Below are 19721 nucleotides of genomic sequence, written 5' to 3' on the forward strand. Positions count from 1 at the left end.
GTCGATTCCCATTGTAATTAAAGCGTTCTTTTTCCTATAAACGTACTTTTGCCTAACAAAAAATTAATAGCTCTTTCAATATTTCGATTTCTACTTTCCTCTGTTTTTAAAGAGGAAACGTATCTCACTATCTCTTTTTGCATTGAAGGGCTGAGCGTATCAAATCTAGACTTTGCGTCTAAATTATTTTTCAATGCCTCAATTAACTTTGGATGTGGTTTTATCGTTCTATCCGATGGGTCAAATTCAATAGTCACTTCAATGGTTTCTCCAACACGTTGGGGAGAATTTTTAAGCATTAATGTATTAATATAAAGTCTCCAAAGGCCGCTGTACCTTAGTAAGGTTTGTTGGTATGATAGACTGTTTATGGTCCCAGTAACTGGAATATGTCCTTTGTTTTTACCTGCTTGATTAAAAATTTCGGTCAAAATAATTTCCGGGACCTGGACGTATGGATTAATCCCTATTATTTCTATCGTTGCATGGAAGGAATAACTTTTCATTTTTTAAATATAAAGAAACTAACCAGTGCAAGGAAAACGACCCCAATTCCGCTGAATAAAGTCAACAATTGAAAGCCGCCAGCCAATGCGTTATGTGTAATATCACCAGTTGGGTCTAAAGTTGTAATCCCAGGAATTTTTTCCAGAAGACCAGCAAAATTACCTGCTGAGATTTTTTCGGCCGCTAACTGGAGCTGAAGATTATCAAAAGTTCCCAAAAATGCAATCTTTAAATGAATGTACACACCTTTATTTAACAAAAATCCCATCAAAGCGATATTGATCGCCAGGGTGATCAGTCTTGCGCTCATGTCTATCCCTGAAGCCATACCTGCACGGTCTGGAGTCACAGCGCCTGTGGTGGTATTCGTAACTGTAGTATTAGACAGCCCGAGTCCGATGCCAGACAATAGCATGCCGGGCATTATAGTCCAGGCTCCTAGATGTGCAGCACGGATGCCAAACCACATCAGTATAAATCCCAATCCGATGATAAAAAGCCCTAGTGGGATGACGATACCGGGGCGGTATCTCAGCAGGAGCCGTTCGGCCAGTGGAGGAGCCACTAATGTAGGCAGCGTATAGGCCAGCAGGACCGTGCCGGCCATAAGGCTACTGTATCCTAAGACGCCCTGAAAATAGATAGGAAGGTAAATCATAAAGGGCCAAAAACAAAAGTTCATGCCGATAGAGCCAATGATGGCCCCGGAAAAGTCCCGTATTCTGAATACAGTAAAATCAAACAAGGGGTGGTCACTTGTCTTTTCTGCATATAAGAAGAGCAGAAAACAACCTGCTGATACACCCAGGGTCAGTAGGGAGTAGGCGCTCGTAAAGCCCATTGCGGGTCCCTGGGTAATGTAGTAGATCAGCCCGAAAACAGCAATGGAAAGGCTGACCATACCTAAGGTATCCAGCCGCTGTATCTGAGCTGACCGGGATTCCCGCACCCCGGCCCATGCAAGTCCCAACGTAAGTAAGCTGAGCGGAACGTGTACCAGGAAAACCCATTTCCAGCTTAAAAATGTGAGGATCATACCACCAATTAGAGGTCCGAAACCCAGCCCTATTCCAAATATAATGCCCCAGGCGGCAAAGGCCAGGCTGCGTTCGCGCCCGTCTTGAAACTGATGAGAAAGAATCGCGACCTGGCAGATCAGCATTATCCCTCCGCCAAGCCCCTGCAAAAAACGCCCGGCGATAAGCAGCGTCATTGTTGTGGCAAGCCCGCAAAGCAGGGAGGTTATACCAAAAAGCACCAGCCCTGATATGAAAACAATTTTGCGGCCATAGCGGTCTGCAAGCGTGCCGGAAGCCATCAGTACCGTAGTACAAGCAAGGGTATACGCATTCATGATCCATTGCACATCACTGAAATTGCCGTTTAATAATTTTTCGAGCATAGGCAGCAATACCGGTACACTCGAAATTTCCAATCCAAACATCAGTGAGGAAAGGCAAACGGCGGCCAGGGTTAATGTATTCTTTTTGTCTTTAAACATAGTTTTTATTTTTGAGGTTATTTTTAACAAAAATAGACCGATAGAAGTGTGTTTATTCGGTTCATTTCTATGATAAAAAGGTATGTTTGTATTATGGTCAGACAAAATATGCACCAGCAGGTAGAGCTGGAATACCTCAAAACCGATCAGTGTCCGCTAGGAGACAGGCAGTATAGCTTCTTTGAAATGGTATACCTTATTTCTGGTAAAGGCACCGTCTGTATCAATGGTAACCGAATGGCCTATCGTGATGGGAACTTGTTACTGCTCACGCCCAACGACCGCCATATTTTCGAGATAACCGAAGTAACAGAGTTCCTGCTGATTCGTTTTAGCGACAGTTACATTCGCAGTTACCCCTGGAAAAGTATTCACCACCTGGAATGTCTGCTCTTCTATGCCACCCATCTGTCGGGTTGCGTAATGCGCTGCAAGGACGACAGCCGTTTGGTTGAAATGATCGTCGATTCGCTGCTGTTTGGAATGAAGCTTGGAGGTGTTTACCAGCAGGATCTGGACATGAATCTGGTGAACGCGCTGATTGTTATTGCAGCAAGGAACATTTCAAAGGTAAGACCCGAAAACGTCCGTACCAATACAGATAAGCGCATCCTACAGATCATCAACCACATTGAGCGCCATATTTTTGTGCCAGATCAACTGACTGCGGCTGCAATAAGTCAGGCTTTTGGCATTTCTCAGGCTTACCTGGGTGTTTATTTCAAGAAGCAGTGCGGAGAAACAATCCAGCAGTTCATTGCCAGCTATAGGATCCGGCTGATCGAATGGCGGTTAAAGTTCAGCGACCTAAGAATCAATGAGCTGGCTGATGAATTCGGCTTTGCCGATGGCAGTCACCTGAATAAGTTCTTTAAGAAGCAGAAAGGCATGAGTTTGACTGGATACCGGCAGCGTTTACTCTAAATAATCAGATTACTATATGTAACTATAACCCTACTATGAAGTCTATATCATATGAATTTAATTGGCAATATTATCTGGGTTATCTTTGGTGGAATATTTATCTTCTTTGAATATATAATTGGTGGCTTAATCTTATGTTTAACCATCATAGGTATTCCATTCGGTATACAATGCTTCAAATTTGCGATAGTTGGCCTAGCCCCATTTGGGGTTAGAATTAAAGATACCTCTCTCAATACCGGATGCTTGTCTACCATTATGAACATCATCTGGTTTATATTCGGTGGTTTCTGGATTGTGTTAACCCATCTGCTTTTCGGTTTACTCTTTTGTATTACTATTGTTGGCATTCCATTCGGAAAGCAACATTTTAAGCTAATGAACCTTGCATTTTCACCTTTTGGAAAATCAATTGGATAATATTAGACTAATTTCATAAATCAAAAAAGCTGTTCTTCTTATCGAAAAACGGCTTTTTTCGTTGTGGAGCGGATTGGGCGCTTATTGAACCATTTCCTATCTGATTTACGCCGAATAGCTTATTTATAATCTTAAATGATTTGGTATGCATTATTTTTCAAAATCTGACTACCCTTTGATTGTTGCTGTATGTTCCACATATTTCACACCAAACCCTGGCAACGAATTCGGGGAAATTGTAACTGGACGATTTAGCGAGCTATATCACTATTTTTAATTCCCACTCTGTTTTTATTGATACGGTCCTTTAACCCTCCGAAATTATAATTTAAGTTAAAATTGAAGGACCTGAAATAATTGCGGCTTTCAAATACCTGACTGAATTGCGGACCGAAAGTGGTGTTTACCCTGTTGCGGTATTTGGTAAATGGATTTTTAATACCGCCTCCTATACTGAATTTATCTTTAATGATCTCCTTATTGAAATTAAACGCGTTGTAAAAAAAGCCATTGGTATAACCCTGCAGGCCTGTTGGATTACGGCTGTTTAAACCTACGTCGGCATTTAAAGCCCAGCCATGACTGAGACGAACAACGTTTGATAGGATGACCGCATACAGCAACAAGTCATTTTTTACGGGTTGGCCGTTATCCTGCCCGCTGAGCCAAAGGTACATCGCATTCCCGTTCAGGCTCGCATTGTAGCAGCTGGATACAGGGTAGCTCAGGTTAAAATTACCTCCGGAACTGCTCGATTTGCCTGTATTGGCATACGTTACCCGGCTGATCTGTGTAGCTGGATTAAAATTAACCACCTGCAAATCCAGGTTGTTCATAAATGAATAATCGAGCCCGATATTAATCGATAGCTTTTTGTTGCTGCCGTATCCAAACTGGAGATTATTTAACAAAACCGGCCTCAGGTCGGGATTACCTGTAACTTCATAATTTGGGTTTGAACGATCCACATATGGATTTAATCTGTTGATGCCCGGTCTCCTGATTCTTTGCGAAAAACCAAAGTTGATACTGGTGCCATTCTTAAAACCTTTACCTATGGCTACAGAGGGAAGAATATTGAAATAATTTTGTTCAGCAAGGGAAGTTGTACCAGAGAAATCGGCACTTATCACCGTTTCTTCGAATCTTATACCTGCGCTAATATTCCAGCTATTTAAAATCAGCCGATAGGAGTTATAAGCGCTGAATACATTTTGTGTATTACTGAACGAATTGGAGAGTAACGGAGTTCTTTCGTACTGGCCCATTGCGGTGTTCAATAAGCTGTAATCAAAATCGCTGGTATTTTTCCTCAGTATTCCCTTTATCCCGGCTTCAATATTCAGTTTTTTAACCGGTGTAACAAAATCAACCTGGAAAGTATGTTCTTTAAACTGATGATGATCTGTTTGCAGAAAATCCGGCGTGGTAAAATTCACTCGGTGATCAAACATGATACCACCATTTTTATCATTCAGGCTAGAGCCAAACAGGTAGGAGAATGTAAGCAACCTATTTTTCATCGCTTTAAAACCCATTTCGTAATTGAAACCAGCATCTATGCCATAGCTGCTTGCCTTGTTCTCATTTTCAAACCCATATTGCTGTAAAAAACCGTTTAATCCCCTCAATTCTGAGGCCTGTGCAGAATGATCATTTACACGGCTGAGATTGTAATTTAATTGAGCCGTTAATAAGTTTAAGGTATCTACCAAGTAACTCAATTCTATTCCGAAATATGCGGTCTTATTAGTGGAGCGCTGATTACCTTCCTGCTCAAGTGTTATACCGATGGCATCAACCCGTTTATTGGTATTAAAAGTTTTTGGCGAATGATAAATACTCCCACCCCCAGAAGCTGCTACTCCGAACCTGCCACTTTTAGCCGTAAATACCCCTCCGATACCAGGGCCTCCAATCGGGAAGCTTTCATTAACGTTTACCGAGCCATTGAATCCATCATTGATTTTTTTACTAGTGATGATGTTAATGATGCCGGCTAATCCTTCCGCATCATACTTAGACGGTGGAGTGGTAATGACCTCTATACTTTCCAAGGTAGATGCCGGAATACTTTTCAATACCGCTTTAAGGTTGCCTTCCAGGCTACCTGATGGTTTGCCGTTAATTAGCACTTTAAAACTTGAATTACCTTTCATCAGCAAATTATCATCGCCATCTACTGACAGATAGGGTATTTTACGCATCATTGTAAGTACGTTATTAATTTTGCTTTCCGGATCGGCTTTCAGGTCGTAAATTATCCTGTCGGCCTTTCGCCTTATGACAGGCCTGTCGCCAGTTATAGCTACTTCTTTTAAACCCACCATACTGTCGCCCAGGTAAATGGACTGCAGGTCGATTGTTTTCGACCTGAATCTTATCAAATCAACAGAGATTGTTTTGAATCCATAACCAATGGCTTCAACAGAAAGTGTGTACAATGCAGGAATTACGGCCGAAAATTTAAAAGATCCATCCCCTTGGGTAACCATGATTTGAACGGTTTCATTATTTGCCTTTTTGAGTCTTACCGTTACCATCGGCAATGGATGTTTTGTTGCTGAATCGGCTACGATACCGTTGATATGGTGGTCTGTTGAAGTTTGGCCGAAGACTGTGATATTTTTGGTAAATAATGCGGTGCTGATGATGATCAGCCGTATGATAGCGTGTTTAAATTTCATGATTGAATGGATTATAAGGCGTATTTATTAGGCATGACAATCCTGCAGGAGTATTTGTCCTTTAATATTTGGTAGAAAAAGAATGATTATTAGTGCTGCTCAGACAGGAAAGCTATAGCTATCTATTCTTTTGCTTCTTTAAAAACAGGTAATAAATTAGAAATCCAGCGGCGATAAAGATCATTTCGATGCCGTATGGTGCCGGCGAATCCTCAGCACTGTAGGGTACAAACTCCAGGACTACTAACCCGATACCAGTCGATAGTAAAAGCAAGCTCCATTTTACGGCTTCATTTCCAGAGCCTGATAATTGGGCCAGAAACTTAAGGCCTGTTTCATCTAAAGGACCAGCGTCAATTATTCGTTTCTTCAACCTGTAGTTATACAGGGCAAGGATGAATATGGCGATAATTATAAAAAATACGATGACGATTATAAATGGCATTAATTGTTTCATGGTGTTTTTGATTATGTTATTTGCTACAGTAGTCAGCACAGCAGCAGACTCGGTTGCAATTATTTAATAAATATTTTATTTCTCTATTTTGCAACCACGAATGTACATATCTTGACTACTGTTATATGTTTGATGAGAACGAAATTGTAAACAGGATATTAAAGAAAGATTTAAGGGCTTTTGAGTTATTGGTTAAACAATATGAAAAGCTTGTTTTCTTTGTAATCCACCGGTTGGTTCAAGACAAACAAAACAAGGAGGACATCTGTCAGGAAGTCTTCATCAAAATACATCATAGCCTGACCTCGTTTCGGTTTCAATCCAAGTTATCTACATGGATCGCACGTATAGCTTATTTAACTGCTGTAAATCACATTAAAAAAAACAAAAATGGGTCGCCGTACGAATACCCGAAAAACATTGACAATTATCATTTTACAGATGAAAATCCCGAGCAGGAGCTGATAAAAAAGAATACCTCGGTTTACGTTAACTACCTTATTGAACAAATGCCCCTTCAGTATAAAACTGTATTAACCTTATATCACCTCAACGAGTTTTCACTATCAGAAATAAAGGAAATAACAGGAATACCGGAAGGTACAGTGAAAAGTTATCTTTTCAGGGCACGTAAATTATTGAAAGAGAAAATTGAAAAAGATCTTAAACAGGAAAACACATGGAAGAGTTAAATGACGATGAACTGCAAGAGTTACTGAGCAGCGGCCCAATCTCCGGCGACAAGACCCTTGGCAAAAAAGAGGCCGGCGACCTCTTAGCATACAAGGATTTATTTAAAGCACTTGATACGGAGCCTGGCCAGGGGCTGCCTTTTAGCTTTGCATCAGATGTAAGAAGGAAACTTCAGGAGCGTTTTAACAGAAAAAGTGATATCCTGTTCAATATACTAGCCGTAACCATTTTTATGCTGAGCATGTTGCTGGGCTATGGATTATTACAACTCATCAGTCAAACCACCGCTGACCTGGTGCTTCATGTAGTCTTAAAATTCAAATGGGTGCTATTGTTGGTAGTCTGCTTATTCTTTTGCATTTTAGGAATTGACCAGCGGTTGGCAAAAAGGGAATACTGAGAGTATCTCTTCGGCAACAGCAAGCTGAGACCTTAAATCCGCAAAATCATTAAAATTCTACGAGTTAGAAACTTTGTAAATCATTTATTTGTGATTGTTCCAACTGGATCTTATTAGATACGGTGGGATACTATTTCCTAAAGAAACGCTCGGCATTTTGATAATATATATTGTCTTTTTGCTCTTTAGATAAAAAGTTAAGTCGCTCAATTCTAGTAATAACCTTCTTTATGTTTCCATTGTCTGTTCCAAACATGAGCCGATCTATCAATCCTGCCTCAAGAAAACTTTTCATTATCATTATAAATTGCGCCGTTGGTACAATATCAGGGTTAGAAATCACTGAGATATCTGCATATACTTGATTATGTATTGTCATTATGGCAATTGCTTCTTTAAAATACTGGTCGCCGCTGTGCATGATCCAAACTTTTAATTTCGGAAATTTTAGAAATAGCGGTTCCATTAAATGGGGATCTCCTAATTCCATTTTAAAATTAGGACTGCCATGATTTGGACCTGCGCCACCTGTATGTATTCCAACGGGAAGATTATATTTTTCGGCTAGAGCATAATAAGGAAACAATAAAGAATCGGCTGAAGATATGCCATAGTACTGACTTAAAATCTCACCAAAGTAATCTATTTTTCTGTCTTTAATTTGTTGTTCTACCCAAGCGAGTGGAGGCCATTCTTTTTTATTTTCAAAACAGGGTTGAAGGCTATAAGGTACACTACCATTTGGACAGGGAAACATCAAACCATATAATAAGCCTATTTGCCTATGTGCTCTGTAGCTGTTTTGTAAGTTCCATGAACTACTAAGGGCCGCTTTATAAACACCCGCTTCCTTTAATTCCTTTAGTTGTGATACGATGTCATTGCTTCCATGGATATGAACATCAAATATTTTTTGTGCAAGTCCTTTAGAGGCGGGAAAAAATAAACTTAAAAATAGAATTAAGAAAATTAATGTTTTCATAGTGTATTTATAATGTTTATCGAATATAGTTTCGTCATCAGACAACGTTTTCATCTCATAATAGTTTTAATGGTTATTAGGGGCGGGTCATTCATCTACTATTTAGCTTTATATTTGTTTATGCATAAGCGTTTTCTGCCAGGCCTATCCCTAAGCTTATTGACACCAAGAAGCACTATGCTTCTCTTTATTCCAGAGCTGAATTGATAGAATTTATTGGAGCAGTTGTTGATTGAAAATAATCGACCAGACTATTATAAACAGTATTCAATGTTCTGGTGCTACTCGTTTTTGAAGTAGCTTTTTATTTTAATAAAGACTCTTTGCTGAAAAAATGTACTCGCATAAAATAGTAGTTTGGTGCGCATAGTTACGTAACACTCCCAATTGAGGGATGAAGACGTTCGCTTTGCTAATTTTTGCATTGCAGAAGGAAGCGCTACTTGCCCATAGTTTAGCTTATAGGAATACCAAAGTATTCAAAGAGGCGCACCTAGAGTTGTACTTTCTCCTTTCATTGATCTAGACAAGTCGTATAATATTGAGGTCGGAACGTCCTTTACAGATTTTGAAGAGATTATTTAGACATAAAAAAAGAGTTTCATTTTATTTTCATATTCCGGGTTTAGCTTTGATGTAATAAAACATAGAATATGAAAAAAATACTAACGATGGCCCTCTCGGTAATGATTTTTACCGGAGCTATGGCCCAACAGAAAGCTAAGGAAGTTTCTCTGCAAGCAAAGACAAAAGAAGAGGTTAAATTGAACAAACAAAATGCTGAAAGTTCTCAATCTGCTAATGCCGAGATAATTTTAAACTCACAAGATTTAAAATCTAAGGCAAAAGAGAAAAAGAATGCAGCAAAGCAAAAAGTGGAGGCAACAAAAGAAGCTATAGATAAAAAAGCTGCTAATGCTGAGGCTTCAACAACGAGTAAATTGGGAATCGGTGGGGCCGTTAGTGGTAGTACCCATGGAGTAGACGTAAGTACTGCAGCACAATCAGATGTAACTGCCGGAACAAAGGGTGCTATTGTTAGTAAAGTAGCCTCGGTAAACGGTCAAGGTAACACTGCCGTGAAAAATGCTGGTAATTTGAGCGGCCGCCTTAATTCCAGTGTTAAATCAGTTCCAGCAAATGTAACAGCAGATGTAAAAACAGATGTAAAAGTTAAAACTGATGTAAATGTTAAACCAAAGTCAATCAATACCAAAGTAAAAGCCGCTACAGGAATTAAACTTTAACCAACTTAAAATATAAATTTGGGGATTCAAAAGAATCCTCAAATTTACTGATTATGAGATATCATCTTTACATTCTTTTCACGATGCTTATCATTGGTTGTGTCAATGGTGCATATGCTGCTAAAACAAGAAATCTTTCGACAGCATTGCATATATTACAACAGGATACATTGGGTACCGCCAGGAGACAGGAAAAGGGTGCCGTGGAAAAAGATAAAAAAGAAACCTTAGCTCAAACTGAAAAAGCCTTAAAGAAAGTACCTAAAGCTAAGAATAAAGTCATTCCAAGGACTATCGGTCCAACATCAATAAATGTAAAGTCACCACGTATTAACCAAGTTAAAGTGAAAGTCAATACCCAGGTAAAGATTAAATTATAAATCCATGCGAAATTCATTAATTGTCCTTGTATCCTTATTTATAACCGCTCCTTTATTGGTGTTGGGGCAATCCGATACATTGTCCCGGGAAAAAAGAAATACATTAACCTTATCTTCAATGGTCAGCTCAAATGCCAGCTATTATGGCCAGACTGCAGCTGAAACCCTTCCTTTTGCTTATGTAGATTTAAAATTCAAGACATCCTGGGGATGGTACATTTCCGGAGGTGGGTACCATTTGCTCAAGGAGAACAATTTTCCTTCAGAAATGCACCTGAAGTCAGGATTTGAATTCGATCTCGGACCCAAAGCAGATTTCGAAGTAGGATATACACGATCATTCTACTCAAAAGCATCACCTTTGCTTCAGGCTTCAAATCCAAACAGCTTGAGCTCCACCATTGGCATTGACCATCTGTTCCGGACTGAACTGATGGCAGATTATAACTTTGGGCAATCAGAGGATATTTTTATATCACTTGATAATTCAAAAAATATTCTCCTGGGGCAGTTGGGAGAAAAAAATACGTTTTACTTAAAGCCGGGGATCAGTATTGTAGCCGGAACACAACGCTTTTACACCACGTATATCGAGGAGAGAAAACAGTGGATGGGCGGCCTGAATAACATACTCACGCTCCCTGTTCAAGAGAACAACGAAAAGCAAGCAACAGAAACTACAACAGTATCTACCGATTTTAGTTTGTTGTCGTACAACTTTAATCTGCCCCTGATTTATTACCGCGGCAAAGGAGCAGTTATGTTATCCTATCAGCTTTCGGTATTGAGCGATAAAAGTGTCCAGGGCAACCGCTCAAATTCATTTTTTTCTTTAGGTTATTTTTATCAGCTATAAATAAACCCGATTTCAACGGAATATGAAAGTATTATTAGTAGAAGATGAACATGCCTTGGCAGATGAAATCGTAAGCTTCCTGACCCAGCTTCAATATGAATGCGAGACTGCCAGCACTGTAAAAGCTGCCACAGCTATATTAACTGACCGGTACTTTGATATTATCTTATTGGATTTAGGCTTGCCTGACGGGGATGGTTTGGATATCCTGAAAACCATAAAAATGGACCAGGCAGACTCGATAATTGTCATATTATCTGCCAAAGGTGATATCAAAGACCGTATTGAAGGGTTAGAGCTCGGGGCTGATGATTATCTACCCAAACCATTCTCTCTTGCAGAACTTCATGCACGTATCCAGGCCATCATCAGAAGAAAGTTTGCAACCAATGGAAATGTTTTTCAGATAGGAGATTTCAGTGTAGATATGTCCACGCGTATAGTATACTTTAAAGGCCAGCAGATTTTGCTCTACAAAAAGGAATTCGATATTTTGAGCTATCTTATTCTTAATAGAAACCGACCTTTGAGCAGAAGTCAGCTATATGAACATGTATGGGGAGACCTCAGCATCTCTAATGGTGATTCCAATTACATTGACGTTCATATTAAGAATATTCGTAAAAAACTAGTCGTCTATGCTTCGGTAGACTGGTTGGAATCTGTTAGGGGAATAGGTTATAAAATAAATTTATCCAAGTGAAACTAAACCATAAGCTAAATTTATACTTTGCTTTATCTAAACTGATCATCATCGGTCTTTTTATACTGCTCCTTCCTGCGATATTCAATTGGTATTCTGTCTATACTATTGACAAATTTTTGAAATTACAGCGAAATGAAGCCTTTCAGAACATTAAGGTGAACGGCCTGGATTTTTACCTTGAAGGATCAGATGCGTATGGTAGTTATACCATGCTCAGAGATGATTATATTGCCATTCAGCAGGCAGATCCGGACTCATTGATAGGGCTAAAGGAAATCGATGATCAGATACGAGTTATTGATAGAGATACAGCAGAATACCGGATATTGAAAAATGTTTTTACACATAATAAAAAACACTATATTCTTGAAATAGGTCGTTCCCGTGAGACCATTGAGCTATACAGCAGTTTATTTCAGCATGTGGGGCTGGCATTACTACTCATCCTGTTCTCTATCACCATTATTCTGGATTTTTACTTTTCAAGACAGGCGTTAAGGCCGTTCTGGTTGATAATAGACAAGAGGCTAGTAAAGCAGAAATTTCCCTTTGACCTGAATTTCTCACCAATTAAAACAACCACCAGTGATTTTATTTTTTTGGATGCTTCTTTAAAAGCTTTAATGGAAAGTACTACAAAGGCTTTTAATCGGGAGCGGGAGTTTACCGCAAATGCTTCCCATGAACTATTAACCCCTATTAGCATCCTGCGTAGTAAAATCGAAAATATGATGATCGATAAAGATTTGAGTGAAATACAAGCGCTTAAATTATCCGAAATGGACAACACATTGGATCGGTTGGGACGAATAGCCAAATCTTTGCTTCTTCTGGCAAGAATAGATAGCGGACAATACAAAAAAACAGATAAAATTAGTCTACATGAGGTCCTATCTGATATTATTTCTGAGTTGAGGCCAATGCTGGAAGATCGAAATATCAACGTTCACCTAGATATTAAAGAAGACTTCCAATTAGTCGGCCTGAATCAGGAACTGATCTTTCACCTATTCTACAACCTCATCAACAATGCCATACGCTACAATAAATCAGGAGGAAGCATTGAAATAAAGGACGAATATTTGGGGAATACCTATCAAATTTTTATAGCTGATACCGGGCAAGGTATCCGTATAGAAGACCTCGACACAATATTTGACCGCTTTTCGCATCATGAAGGTAGTGGGCGACATGGATTGGGGATGTCGATAGTAAAAAGTATCGCTGATTATTTTGACATTAGAATTAAGGTAAAATCAAAATTACACAAAGGCACTACAATAAGTCTGTCTCTGAAATATCCTTAGATAATGTAAGTCTTATTAAAGTCTGAATTATCAGACTTGCCCACTTGGATGGACCCAACTGGGTGCTTCTCGAACCATTTCCTATTTGATTTAGGTTTAATCGCTGATTTAGTGAAAGAAAGCACGAGCTTCTTAAAAAGGTAAAGATTTTTTTACACCAATAAGGGCAGAATATAACCAAACGGTGCGCAAAACTGTAGCCCGAAGAATTGAAAGGAACTGAAATAGGAATTTACCAAATTTGTCGCGCACAAGATTCCACTATATAAGTGATCGGATTTTTATATATTCACAATTTAAAAAAGGCTATGAAACTATCATCCATTATACAATCTGAGGAATTGGTTATACTAAGTGAAAACGATTTCATCCTTTTTGATGTAAGTGCAGGATCGAAACCAAGATATGATGAACAACACTTAAATGGCGCCTTTTATTTGGATTTAAATACTGACCTGGCTGATATTAAAGATTTCGCTATTGGTGGTAGGCATCCGCTACCACCTTTTGGGCATTTTGCTCAGCTTTTAGGGAAATACGGAGTTACAAAAGATAAACATGTAATTGTTTATGACGATAAAAACGGATCTAATGCTGCAGCAAGATTCTGGTGGATGTTAAAGTCAATAGGTCATGAAAAAGTTCAGGTTTTGAATGGTGGCTATACTGCTGCAATTAAAGCCGGCTTTGCTGTAAATGCTGAGGTTCCGTCAGCGAAACCAGCAGAGCCAGATCAATTCACAGAATGGCAGTTGCCATTGGCAGAAATAGATGAAGTGGAGGTTGCTGGCAACAGTGATAATCATTTAATTATTGACGTTCGTGATGCGAATCGCTTTGCAGGTTTAACCGAACCTATAGATTTAATCGCTGGCCATATACCTAACGCTATAAATATTCCTTTTACTGAGAATTTGGATGCTAATGGGGCCTTTTTAACTCCTGAAATTCTAAATGAAAAATATTCAAAAGTGTTAGCTGATTATAAAATTGAAAATGTGATTGTACATTGTGGTTCTGGTGTAACCGCTTGTCATACGCTCTTAGCGATAGACTATGCAGGTTTAGAGATACCAAAATTGTATGTGGGTAGTTGGAGCGAGTGGAGCAGGAATAACAAGAAAATGATTTTGGCTTAGGTTTGCTGTTACTGTAGTATATTTCAGTTCCCACTGGTGTATATGCCGGGATTTAGGTGTAAACGAAAAAAGCCGTTTTTCTTATCGAAAAACGGCTTTCTTGTTTGTGGACCCAACTGGGCGCTTCTCGAACCATTTCCTGTCTGATTTGTGTGTAATCGCAGATTTAGCTAATATAAATGAAATATTAAAAATGGAATAAATATGGTTCCACAATTGTATTATCAACGTCTGTTTTGCGTAACGATATTTAATTGGGCTAGGATTTTAGACAATATGATATCGACATCAAAAGGTTTCGCAAGAAAATCATCAGGTACTCATATTTAATACTGTTCTACTCTTTTATTGATCAACACAATAGCGAACAATATTAACAAAATCCCTCCCCATTGGATCATCTCAACCGATTCATTTAGTATGATAACAGCAGAAAGGATGGATACAGGAATCTCAAGGCTTGCAAAAATATTACCTAGTGAAATGCCTACTTCAGGAATCCCTTTCGTAAAAAGAAGTGGCGGTAAAATAGTTCCAAAAATAGCGATCGCAATTCCCCAATATAAACTGCTCACACTCATTTGTTGAATAATATGGATGTTCCAAAATAAGATAATCAATATTAGACCTCCAAAAACTAAATATTTGCTTCGTATATGACTAGGCACATCCAAGGCGATTGAACTTGATGCAAATAAAGATAAGGCATAGGAAGCACCCGCTCCTAACCCTAAAAGAAGTCCCTCTATACTGATATCGTACTGCGTATCAAAGATATTGGTTGCGAGCAATGTTCCAATCAAAACGATTATTACACCGACTATCTTAGCTGTATTTGGTCGTTTTTTATGAATAACAATCTCCAGCCCAAGGCTTATCCAAATGGATTGCATCAGAAGTATTATTCCCACAGAAACGGGAACATACTGAATTGAAATATAGTATAAGGTGGTCGTAAGTCCAAGTGATGTTCCCCAAAGGATCAGCTTTGACTTTGATTTAAAAGATACCTTCTGAATCTCCTGACCGGATCTTTTTCTCCAGATTAAATCTAAGACTAACAAAAAAACAAACCCGATAAAAAATTGCCAAAAGGTAAGTGCACTAGTTCCTATACCCAAATGATTGGCATATTTGACAATAGTAGCCAATAATCCATAACTAACTGCTCCCAGAAGCACATATACCACTGCTTTAAAATTTTTCATGATAAAAATAGTTTTCGAATAAGGCTAACTGGTTAGAAAGTGACCTGCTCCAATACGAGGCATTATGTGCTCCCTTTGACTCTTGGTAGATATGATCCACTTTTGAATCCATTAACTGATAATGAAAATCTCGGTTCATGTCAATCATCTGCTCATCTTCGATACCGCAGTCCAGGATATAAAACTGATTTGCTGTTTTCATATTTCCGATCTTACTGGAGGTAAAATAGGGTTTAGTTAACTGTTGAAATCCACCCAGCACTTGATCCACTTGATACAAATGATAGCTTTCGCCAAATCGATTAAAATCTAATGCTCCACATGAACTACCAACTAGAGAGAAGACAGTTGAAAAGGTAACACCAATGTTTATAGCTCCATATCCTCCCATACTCCAACCTAAAATTCCTCTTCTTTTTCTATCGGCAACTGTCGGATAATGGGAATCAATATATCCCACCAGCTCATCCCCTATGAAAGTTTGATATTGGGAGCCTTTGTCAATCGGACTATCGACATACCAACTGTTAAAATTGCCATCTGGCAAAATATAAATAGTTTGGAAAAGTTGGGATTTTGCAGCGAGATCTGGGATATCTTGCTGATAAGTTCTTTCCGGATTTCCGCTGTAACCATGGAGTATATAAACAGTTTTATACCTTTTACCTGTCTCAAAATTTGGCGTGATAATCACCGCTGGAACTTTCTTTTTCATTTTCTCACTGTACACTTGCTCATGAACAATTTGCTGTCCAAAACTAGGAAGTACAGCAGCAAGAATGATGCATATTGCTGTTATTTTCTTCATCTTCTTTTTTTTAATCCGAGACAAAGGTCATGGATCAAAAGATGAAAAACGTTTACATATGTTGAGGCATCAAAAATTTAATTCTTTGCGTATCCTACTTAATTGAGTCGGTGTAACACCAAGATATGAGGCGATATGATGCTGTTTCAATCGCAGATACAACTTCTTATTTTCGTAAAGTCTGATGTACCGTATTTTAGCTGTATCCCATTTCAAATTGATTTCTAAAGGTTCTTTTTTTACAACCCAATTTTTCTCTAAGTAATGAATATGAAACAGGGCTAAATCATGATATTTTACTAACATTTCGCGGAAAGTTTGAGCAGAATACACCAGTAATTCACAATCCTCCAAAGCGACAATATGGAATATACTGGGTTTATATTCGACTATAGCAGCGGTGGAAGCTACAAAGCTATTCTCCTCGAAAAACAATTTAAAAATCGTATTACCACTTTCATCAACAGTATAATAGCCTAGCAAGCCCGTGCGAACGAAATAGTAATAACGTGCCATATCGCCTGCCCTTAAAATAACGTCATTCTTTTTAAAAGACTTTATTTTACAAATAGCTATCAAAGCATCTGTGGTTTCCTCGGAAAGTGGGTAATAGGAATTTATCTGGTTCAAAAAATCTATCATATCTAAACTTAACAAGATCCGGTAAAATATGTAATGAAAAATAAAATATTTCCTATGTTTCTCTTCGTATGCATACGTAATTCCTAACAATAAGTGCTTTAGCGTATTTAGACTGATAAGTAATTTGGTGTAAATAAAACTGGAACTCAGTCTACTCAAATGTAGCAACTCCTAAGGTGTTAGATACATAACTAACTAGATTTTTCACCAAATCTAGCTTGGTGGGCCCAGACAGGCTAAGGTCGAAACAATTTAAGGACAAAAGAACCTGTGGCCTACTTTATTTTCACTACTACTTTTCCCTTAGCACGTCCAGTCTCTACATATTCCAGAGCCTCATTAATCTGATCAAAAGGAAACACCTTATCCACAACAGGTCTGATCACATTCTGTTTAATCAGTTTGGAAATTTCCTGTAATTGTTTACCATCTGCCCTCATAAACAGAAATGAATAGTCCACATCTATTTTTTTAGCCCTCTTGCGGATTCCATAGCTAAGAAATGATAAGATCATCTTTACAAACCAAGAGGCTCCAATTGCTTTGGCAAACTCTGGTGTGGGTGGCCCCGAAATAGAGATGGCCTTTCCTCCCGGTTTTAAAATTCGTAATGATTTTTCAAGTGTCTGGGTATCCTGGCTGTTCAAGACTACATCATAATCTTTCAGGATAACTTCAAAATCTTCCTTTTTATAATCAATCAAAACATCTGCTCCGAGTTCCTTTAACATTTCAAAACTTTTTTCACTTGCAGTCGAAGCAACCGTTGCACCAAGGTGTTTCGCCAGTTGAATGGCAATTGTGCCCACTCCTCCTGAACCAGCCTGAATAAATATTTTCTGGCCTTTTTTCAGATTCGCCTTTTCTACTAACGACTGCCATGCAGTTAATGCCACTAACGGAACGGAAGCCGCCTCTTCCATGGTGATATTATTAGGTTTGAATGCTACATCGTCCTCTTTAATGGCTATATATTCGGCAAAAGTACCGATGTTAAAATCGGCAACACGAGAATAAATTTCATCACCCACCTTGAACTGTATCACCTTTGTTCCTACTTGGGTAATTATACCCGCTACGTCATGTCCCAAAATGAGTGGCAACTTATAAGGTAATATTAACTTAAATTCACCAGACTTTATTTTAGCATCAAGGAGGTTTAGACCTGCAGCATGAATCTCGACCAGCACTTCATCTTCTTTTATGATTGGAACAGAAATATCGGTAAGCTTTAAAACTCCTTTTTTATCATATTTTTGTACTATGAATGCTTTCATATTATGGTTTTTTGGCAAGTGTATAAGTTACAATTTTAATTTTGCATTTATTTTCTTCGGATTGATCAATCCAAATGTAAACTTTGGAAAAAAGCGGTTGAGTATATAGACCATTTTAGAATCGCCCACCCGAATGGTATATCGGTCTTTACCCAGTCCGTTTATCAGTTCTTTGACTAGTTGTTCAGGGCTTATCTTCTTATCATCCCTATCTGCCACCATATCTGTATCAACCAAAGGTGGCAACAGTTCAAAAACCTTCACATTGGCATTTAAAATTTTTAAATGTTCCCTTAAGGATTTGGTATAAAAAGCGAGTGCAGCTTTGGATGCCGAATAGGTAGCCTCAACCATTGAGGGTACAAGGCTCAGAATTGAAGTAGTATTGATGATTGCACTTTCCTCTCTTGATTTGAGCATCTCCATGAAAAGGTTATTTAGACGGACCACCCCCAGGTAATTAACCTCCATCTCGTATGTAGCTCCCTTGAAATGGCTATCATTTGCAATACCTAAATTTTTGGGTGGAACACCAACACCTGCATTGTTGTATAGAATATCAATGCCGCCGAGTTCTTTAACCTTGTCGAAAAGCGCATTAGCATCGTCCTCATTTCCCGCATCGCTCTGTATCGCAGTCAGCGCCGGATATGCTTTTCTAGCCGCATCCAGTTTACCCTGACTTCTACCGGTAATGATGACCTTTGCTCCGGTTTTCAAAAACTGTTTCGCGGCTTCCAATCCAATGCCCGATCCGCCACCTGTGATGAGTATTGTTTTTCCGTTTAATTTCATAATGTGGCCGTAGCATGCTCTACCAGCGCATGTATTTTTTTAGTATCACCAACCGGAACTTCGAACTGATCTTTCGCCAAAGCAGCAAACAGCTCATCAGCCACTTCTGATGGAGGAATGCCATTCGCTCCACCAATTTCTGCCGAAAATTCGGTATTTACCAATGGTGGATAAAGTTCATACACATTCAAACTTTCATTTTCGGAAAATGTATCTCTCAATCCTTGTGTATAGCTATGCAGTGCTGCTTTGCTGGCAGAGTAGGTCGGCAGATATTTGTTTGACCTGAATACAGCTATAGAGGAAACATTTACAATTGCTGCCTCTTTTTGTTGCAAAAGTAGTGGTAAAGTTAAGGCAGTAAAATCAATAACGCTGATGTAGTTGGTGTTGATTTCCTGGTAGGCCTTTTCTGCCGAATTGTTATTGTTGTCACTTAAATCATTAATAAAAGCAGCACCAGCATTATTTATGATGATGTTTACATCGGGATGGTTGCTTTTTAATTGTTTCGCAATGCTTATCCTGTCTGCCTGTAAGGATAAATCTCCCTGAATGGCAATAGCATTGTCTAACACTTTCAAAGCATTTTGAAGACGCGCTTCATCACGTCCATTGATGATGATCTTGTTGCCGGCTGCGTTAAATTTCTTAGCAATGGCTAAGCCAATTCCGGCACTTCCACCGCTGATAAATATTGTATTTCCTGTTGTTTTCATTGTATCTATAATTTAATTTCGTAAATTTGCTTGCGTTTTGCAAGTGCAAATATACAAACAACTTTC

The 19721-nt window shown here is 38.7% G+C and carries 21 protein-coding genes; 10 read left to right on the top strand and 11 right to left on the bottom strand.

Going from position 1 to position 19721, the window contains the following annotated elements; translation table 11 throughout:
• Positions 1 to 17: 17 nt before the first annotated feature.
• Together B9A18_RS04045 and B9A18_RS04050 are read right to left on the bottom strand one after the other, a co-directional pair.
• Positions 18 to 506 (bottom strand): YdeI/OmpD-associated family protein, encoded by a 489-nt coding sequence (locus tag B9A18_RS04045; RefSeq protein WP_084287363.1) that lies wholly within the window; start codon positions 504 to 506, stop codon positions 18 to 20.
• Positions 503 to 2008 carry an MFS transporter gene (locus B9A18_RS04050; protein ID WP_084287364.1) on the bottom strand — a complete coding sequence of 502 codons (1506 nt, stop codon included), beginning with the start codon at positions 2006 to 2008 and terminating at the stop codon, positions 503 to 505. Before B9A18_RS04050 ends, B9A18_RS04045 begins: the two co-directional genes overlap by 4 nt.
• 48 nt (positions 2009 to 2056) lie before the next feature.
• Here B9A18_RS04050 and B9A18_RS04055 point away from each other — a divergent pair, with 48 nt between their 5' ends.
• Together B9A18_RS04055 and B9A18_RS04060 are read left to right on the top strand one after the other, a co-directional pair.
• Entirely contained in the window at positions 2057 to 2932 is an 876-nt protein-coding gene (locus B9A18_RS04055) for an AraC family transcriptional regulator (RefSeq protein WP_235005226.1), read from the top strand.
• Between the two features lie 51 nt (positions 2933 to 2983).
• Positions 2984 to 3352 (top strand): YccF domain-containing protein, encoded by a 369-nt coding sequence (locus tag B9A18_RS04060; protein ID WP_084287366.1) that lies wholly within the window; start codon positions 2984 to 2986, stop codon positions 3350 to 3352.
• A gap of 251 nt (positions 3353 to 3603) precedes the next feature.
• On the opposite strand, the gene B9A18_RS04065 is transcribed toward B9A18_RS04060, so the two are convergent.
• Positions 3604 to 6039 (bottom strand): outer membrane beta-barrel family protein, encoded by a 2436-nt coding sequence (locus tag B9A18_RS04065; protein ID WP_084287367.1) that lies wholly within the window; start codon positions 6037 to 6039, stop codon positions 3604 to 3606.
• Between the two features lie 118 nt (positions 6040 to 6157).
• Positions 6158 to 6496 (bottom strand): hypothetical protein, encoded by a 339-nt coding sequence (locus B9A18_RS04070; protein ID WP_144009389.1) that lies wholly within the window; start codon positions 6494 to 6496, stop codon positions 6158 to 6160.
• Positions 6497 to 6621: 125 nt separating this feature from the next.
• Between B9A18_RS04070 and B9A18_RS04075 the strand changes: the two genes are divergently transcribed.
• The gene (locus tag B9A18_RS04075; RefSeq protein WP_084287369.1) at positions 6622 to 7188 is read left to right on the top strand and encodes an RNA polymerase sigma factor; all 567 of its coding nucleotides are present in this window, start codon (positions 6622 to 6624) and stop codon (positions 7186 to 7188) included.
• Positions 7176 to 7589, top strand: a complete 414-nt coding sequence (locus B9A18_RS04080) for a hypothetical protein (RefSeq protein WP_084287370.1) — start codon at positions 7176 to 7178, stop codon at positions 7587 to 7589. Before B9A18_RS04075 ends, B9A18_RS04080 begins: the two co-directional genes overlap by 13 nt.
• Before the next feature lie 130 nt (positions 7590 to 7719).
• Here B9A18_RS04080 and B9A18_RS04085 read toward each other — a convergent pair whose 3' ends face one another.
• Positions 7720 to 8625: an amidohydrolase family protein gene (locus B9A18_RS04085; protein WP_235005227.1), complete on the bottom strand. Its 906-nt coding sequence runs from the start codon at positions 8623 to 8625 to the stop codon at positions 7720 to 7722.
• A gap of 599 nt (positions 8626 to 9224) precedes the next feature.
• Between B9A18_RS04085 and B9A18_RS04090 the strand changes: the two genes are divergently transcribed.
• The 6 genes from B9A18_RS04090 to B9A18_RS04115 all read left to right on the top strand — a co-directional run bounded on the left by B9A18_RS04090 (position 9225) and on the right by B9A18_RS04115 (position 14206).
• The gene (locus B9A18_RS04090; protein WP_084287371.1) at positions 9225 to 9818 is read left to right on the top strand and encodes a hypothetical protein; all 594 of its coding nucleotides are present in this window, start codon (positions 9225 to 9227) and stop codon (positions 9816 to 9818) included.
• 53 nt (positions 9819 to 9871) lie between these two features.
• Complete coding sequence (locus B9A18_RS04095; RefSeq protein WP_144009390.1) at positions 9872 to 10198, top strand: hypothetical protein; 327 nt, start codon at positions 9872 to 9874, stop codon at positions 10196 to 10198.
• Between the two features lie 4 nt (positions 10199 to 10202).
• Positions 10203 to 11054: a hypothetical protein gene (locus B9A18_RS04100; RefSeq protein ID WP_084287373.1), complete on the top strand. Its 852-nt coding sequence runs from the start codon at positions 10203 to 10205 to the stop codon at positions 11052 to 11054.
• Between the two features lie 22 nt (positions 11055 to 11076).
• Positions 11077 to 11757, top strand: a complete 681-nt coding sequence (locus B9A18_RS04105; protein ID WP_084287374.1) for a response regulator transcription factor — start codon at positions 11077 to 11079, stop codon at positions 11755 to 11757.
• On the top strand, positions 11754 to 13067 hold the full coding sequence (locus B9A18_RS04110) for a sensor histidine kinase (RefSeq protein ID WP_084287375.1): 1314 nt from the start codon (positions 11754 to 11756) through the stop codon (positions 13065 to 13067). Before B9A18_RS04105 ends, B9A18_RS04110 begins: the two co-directional genes overlap by 4 nt.
• A gap of 308 nt (positions 13068 to 13375) precedes the next feature.
• Positions 13376 to 14206, top strand: a complete 831-nt coding sequence (locus B9A18_RS04115) for a sulfurtransferase (protein WP_084287376.1) — start codon at positions 13376 to 13378, stop codon at positions 14204 to 14206.
• Between the two features lie 326 nt (positions 14207 to 14532).
• On the opposite strand, the gene B9A18_RS04120 is transcribed toward B9A18_RS04115, so the two are convergent.
• From B9A18_RS04120 to B9A18_RS04145, 6 genes are all read right to left on the bottom strand, one after another.
• The gene (locus B9A18_RS04120) at positions 14533 to 15414 is read right to left on the bottom strand and encodes a DMT family transporter (protein ID WP_084287377.1); all 882 of its coding nucleotides are present in this window, start codon (positions 15412 to 15414) and stop codon (positions 14533 to 14535) included.
• The gene (locus tag B9A18_RS04125; protein ID WP_084287378.1) at positions 15401 to 16222 is read right to left on the bottom strand and encodes an alpha/beta hydrolase; all 822 of its coding nucleotides are present in this window, start codon (positions 16220 to 16222) and stop codon (positions 15401 to 15403) included. Before B9A18_RS04125 ends, B9A18_RS04120 begins: the two co-directional genes overlap by 14 nt.
• Positions 16223 to 16291: 69 nt before the next feature.
• Positions 16292 to 16864: a Crp/Fnr family transcriptional regulator gene (locus tag B9A18_RS04130; protein WP_084287379.1), complete on the bottom strand. Its 573-nt coding sequence runs from the start codon at positions 16862 to 16864 to the stop codon at positions 16292 to 16294.
• Between the two features lie 275 nt (positions 16865 to 17139).
• Positions 17140 to 18141: an NADP-dependent oxidoreductase gene (locus B9A18_RS04135; protein WP_084287380.1), complete on the bottom strand. Its 1002-nt coding sequence runs from the start codon at positions 18139 to 18141 to the stop codon at positions 17140 to 17142.
• A 27-nt stretch (positions 18142 to 18168) separates the two neighbouring features.
• Positions 18169 to 18936 (bottom strand): SDR family oxidoreductase, encoded by a 768-nt coding sequence (locus tag B9A18_RS04140; RefSeq protein ID WP_084287381.1) that lies wholly within the window; start codon positions 18934 to 18936, stop codon positions 18169 to 18171.
• Entirely contained in the window at positions 18933 to 19655 is a 723-nt protein-coding gene (locus B9A18_RS04145) for an SDR family oxidoreductase (RefSeq protein ID WP_084287382.1), read from the bottom strand. The genes B9A18_RS04140 and B9A18_RS04145 overlap by 4 nt, the downstream gene beginning before the upstream one ends.
• Between the last annotated feature and the right edge of the window lie 66 nt (positions 19656 to 19721).

Origin of the sequence: Pedobacter nyackensis (genome assembly GCF_900176505.1) — a bacterium.
Taxonomy (GTDB): domain Bacteria; phylum Bacteroidota; class Bacteroidia; order Sphingobacteriales; family Sphingobacteriaceae; genus Pedobacter; species Pedobacter nyackensis.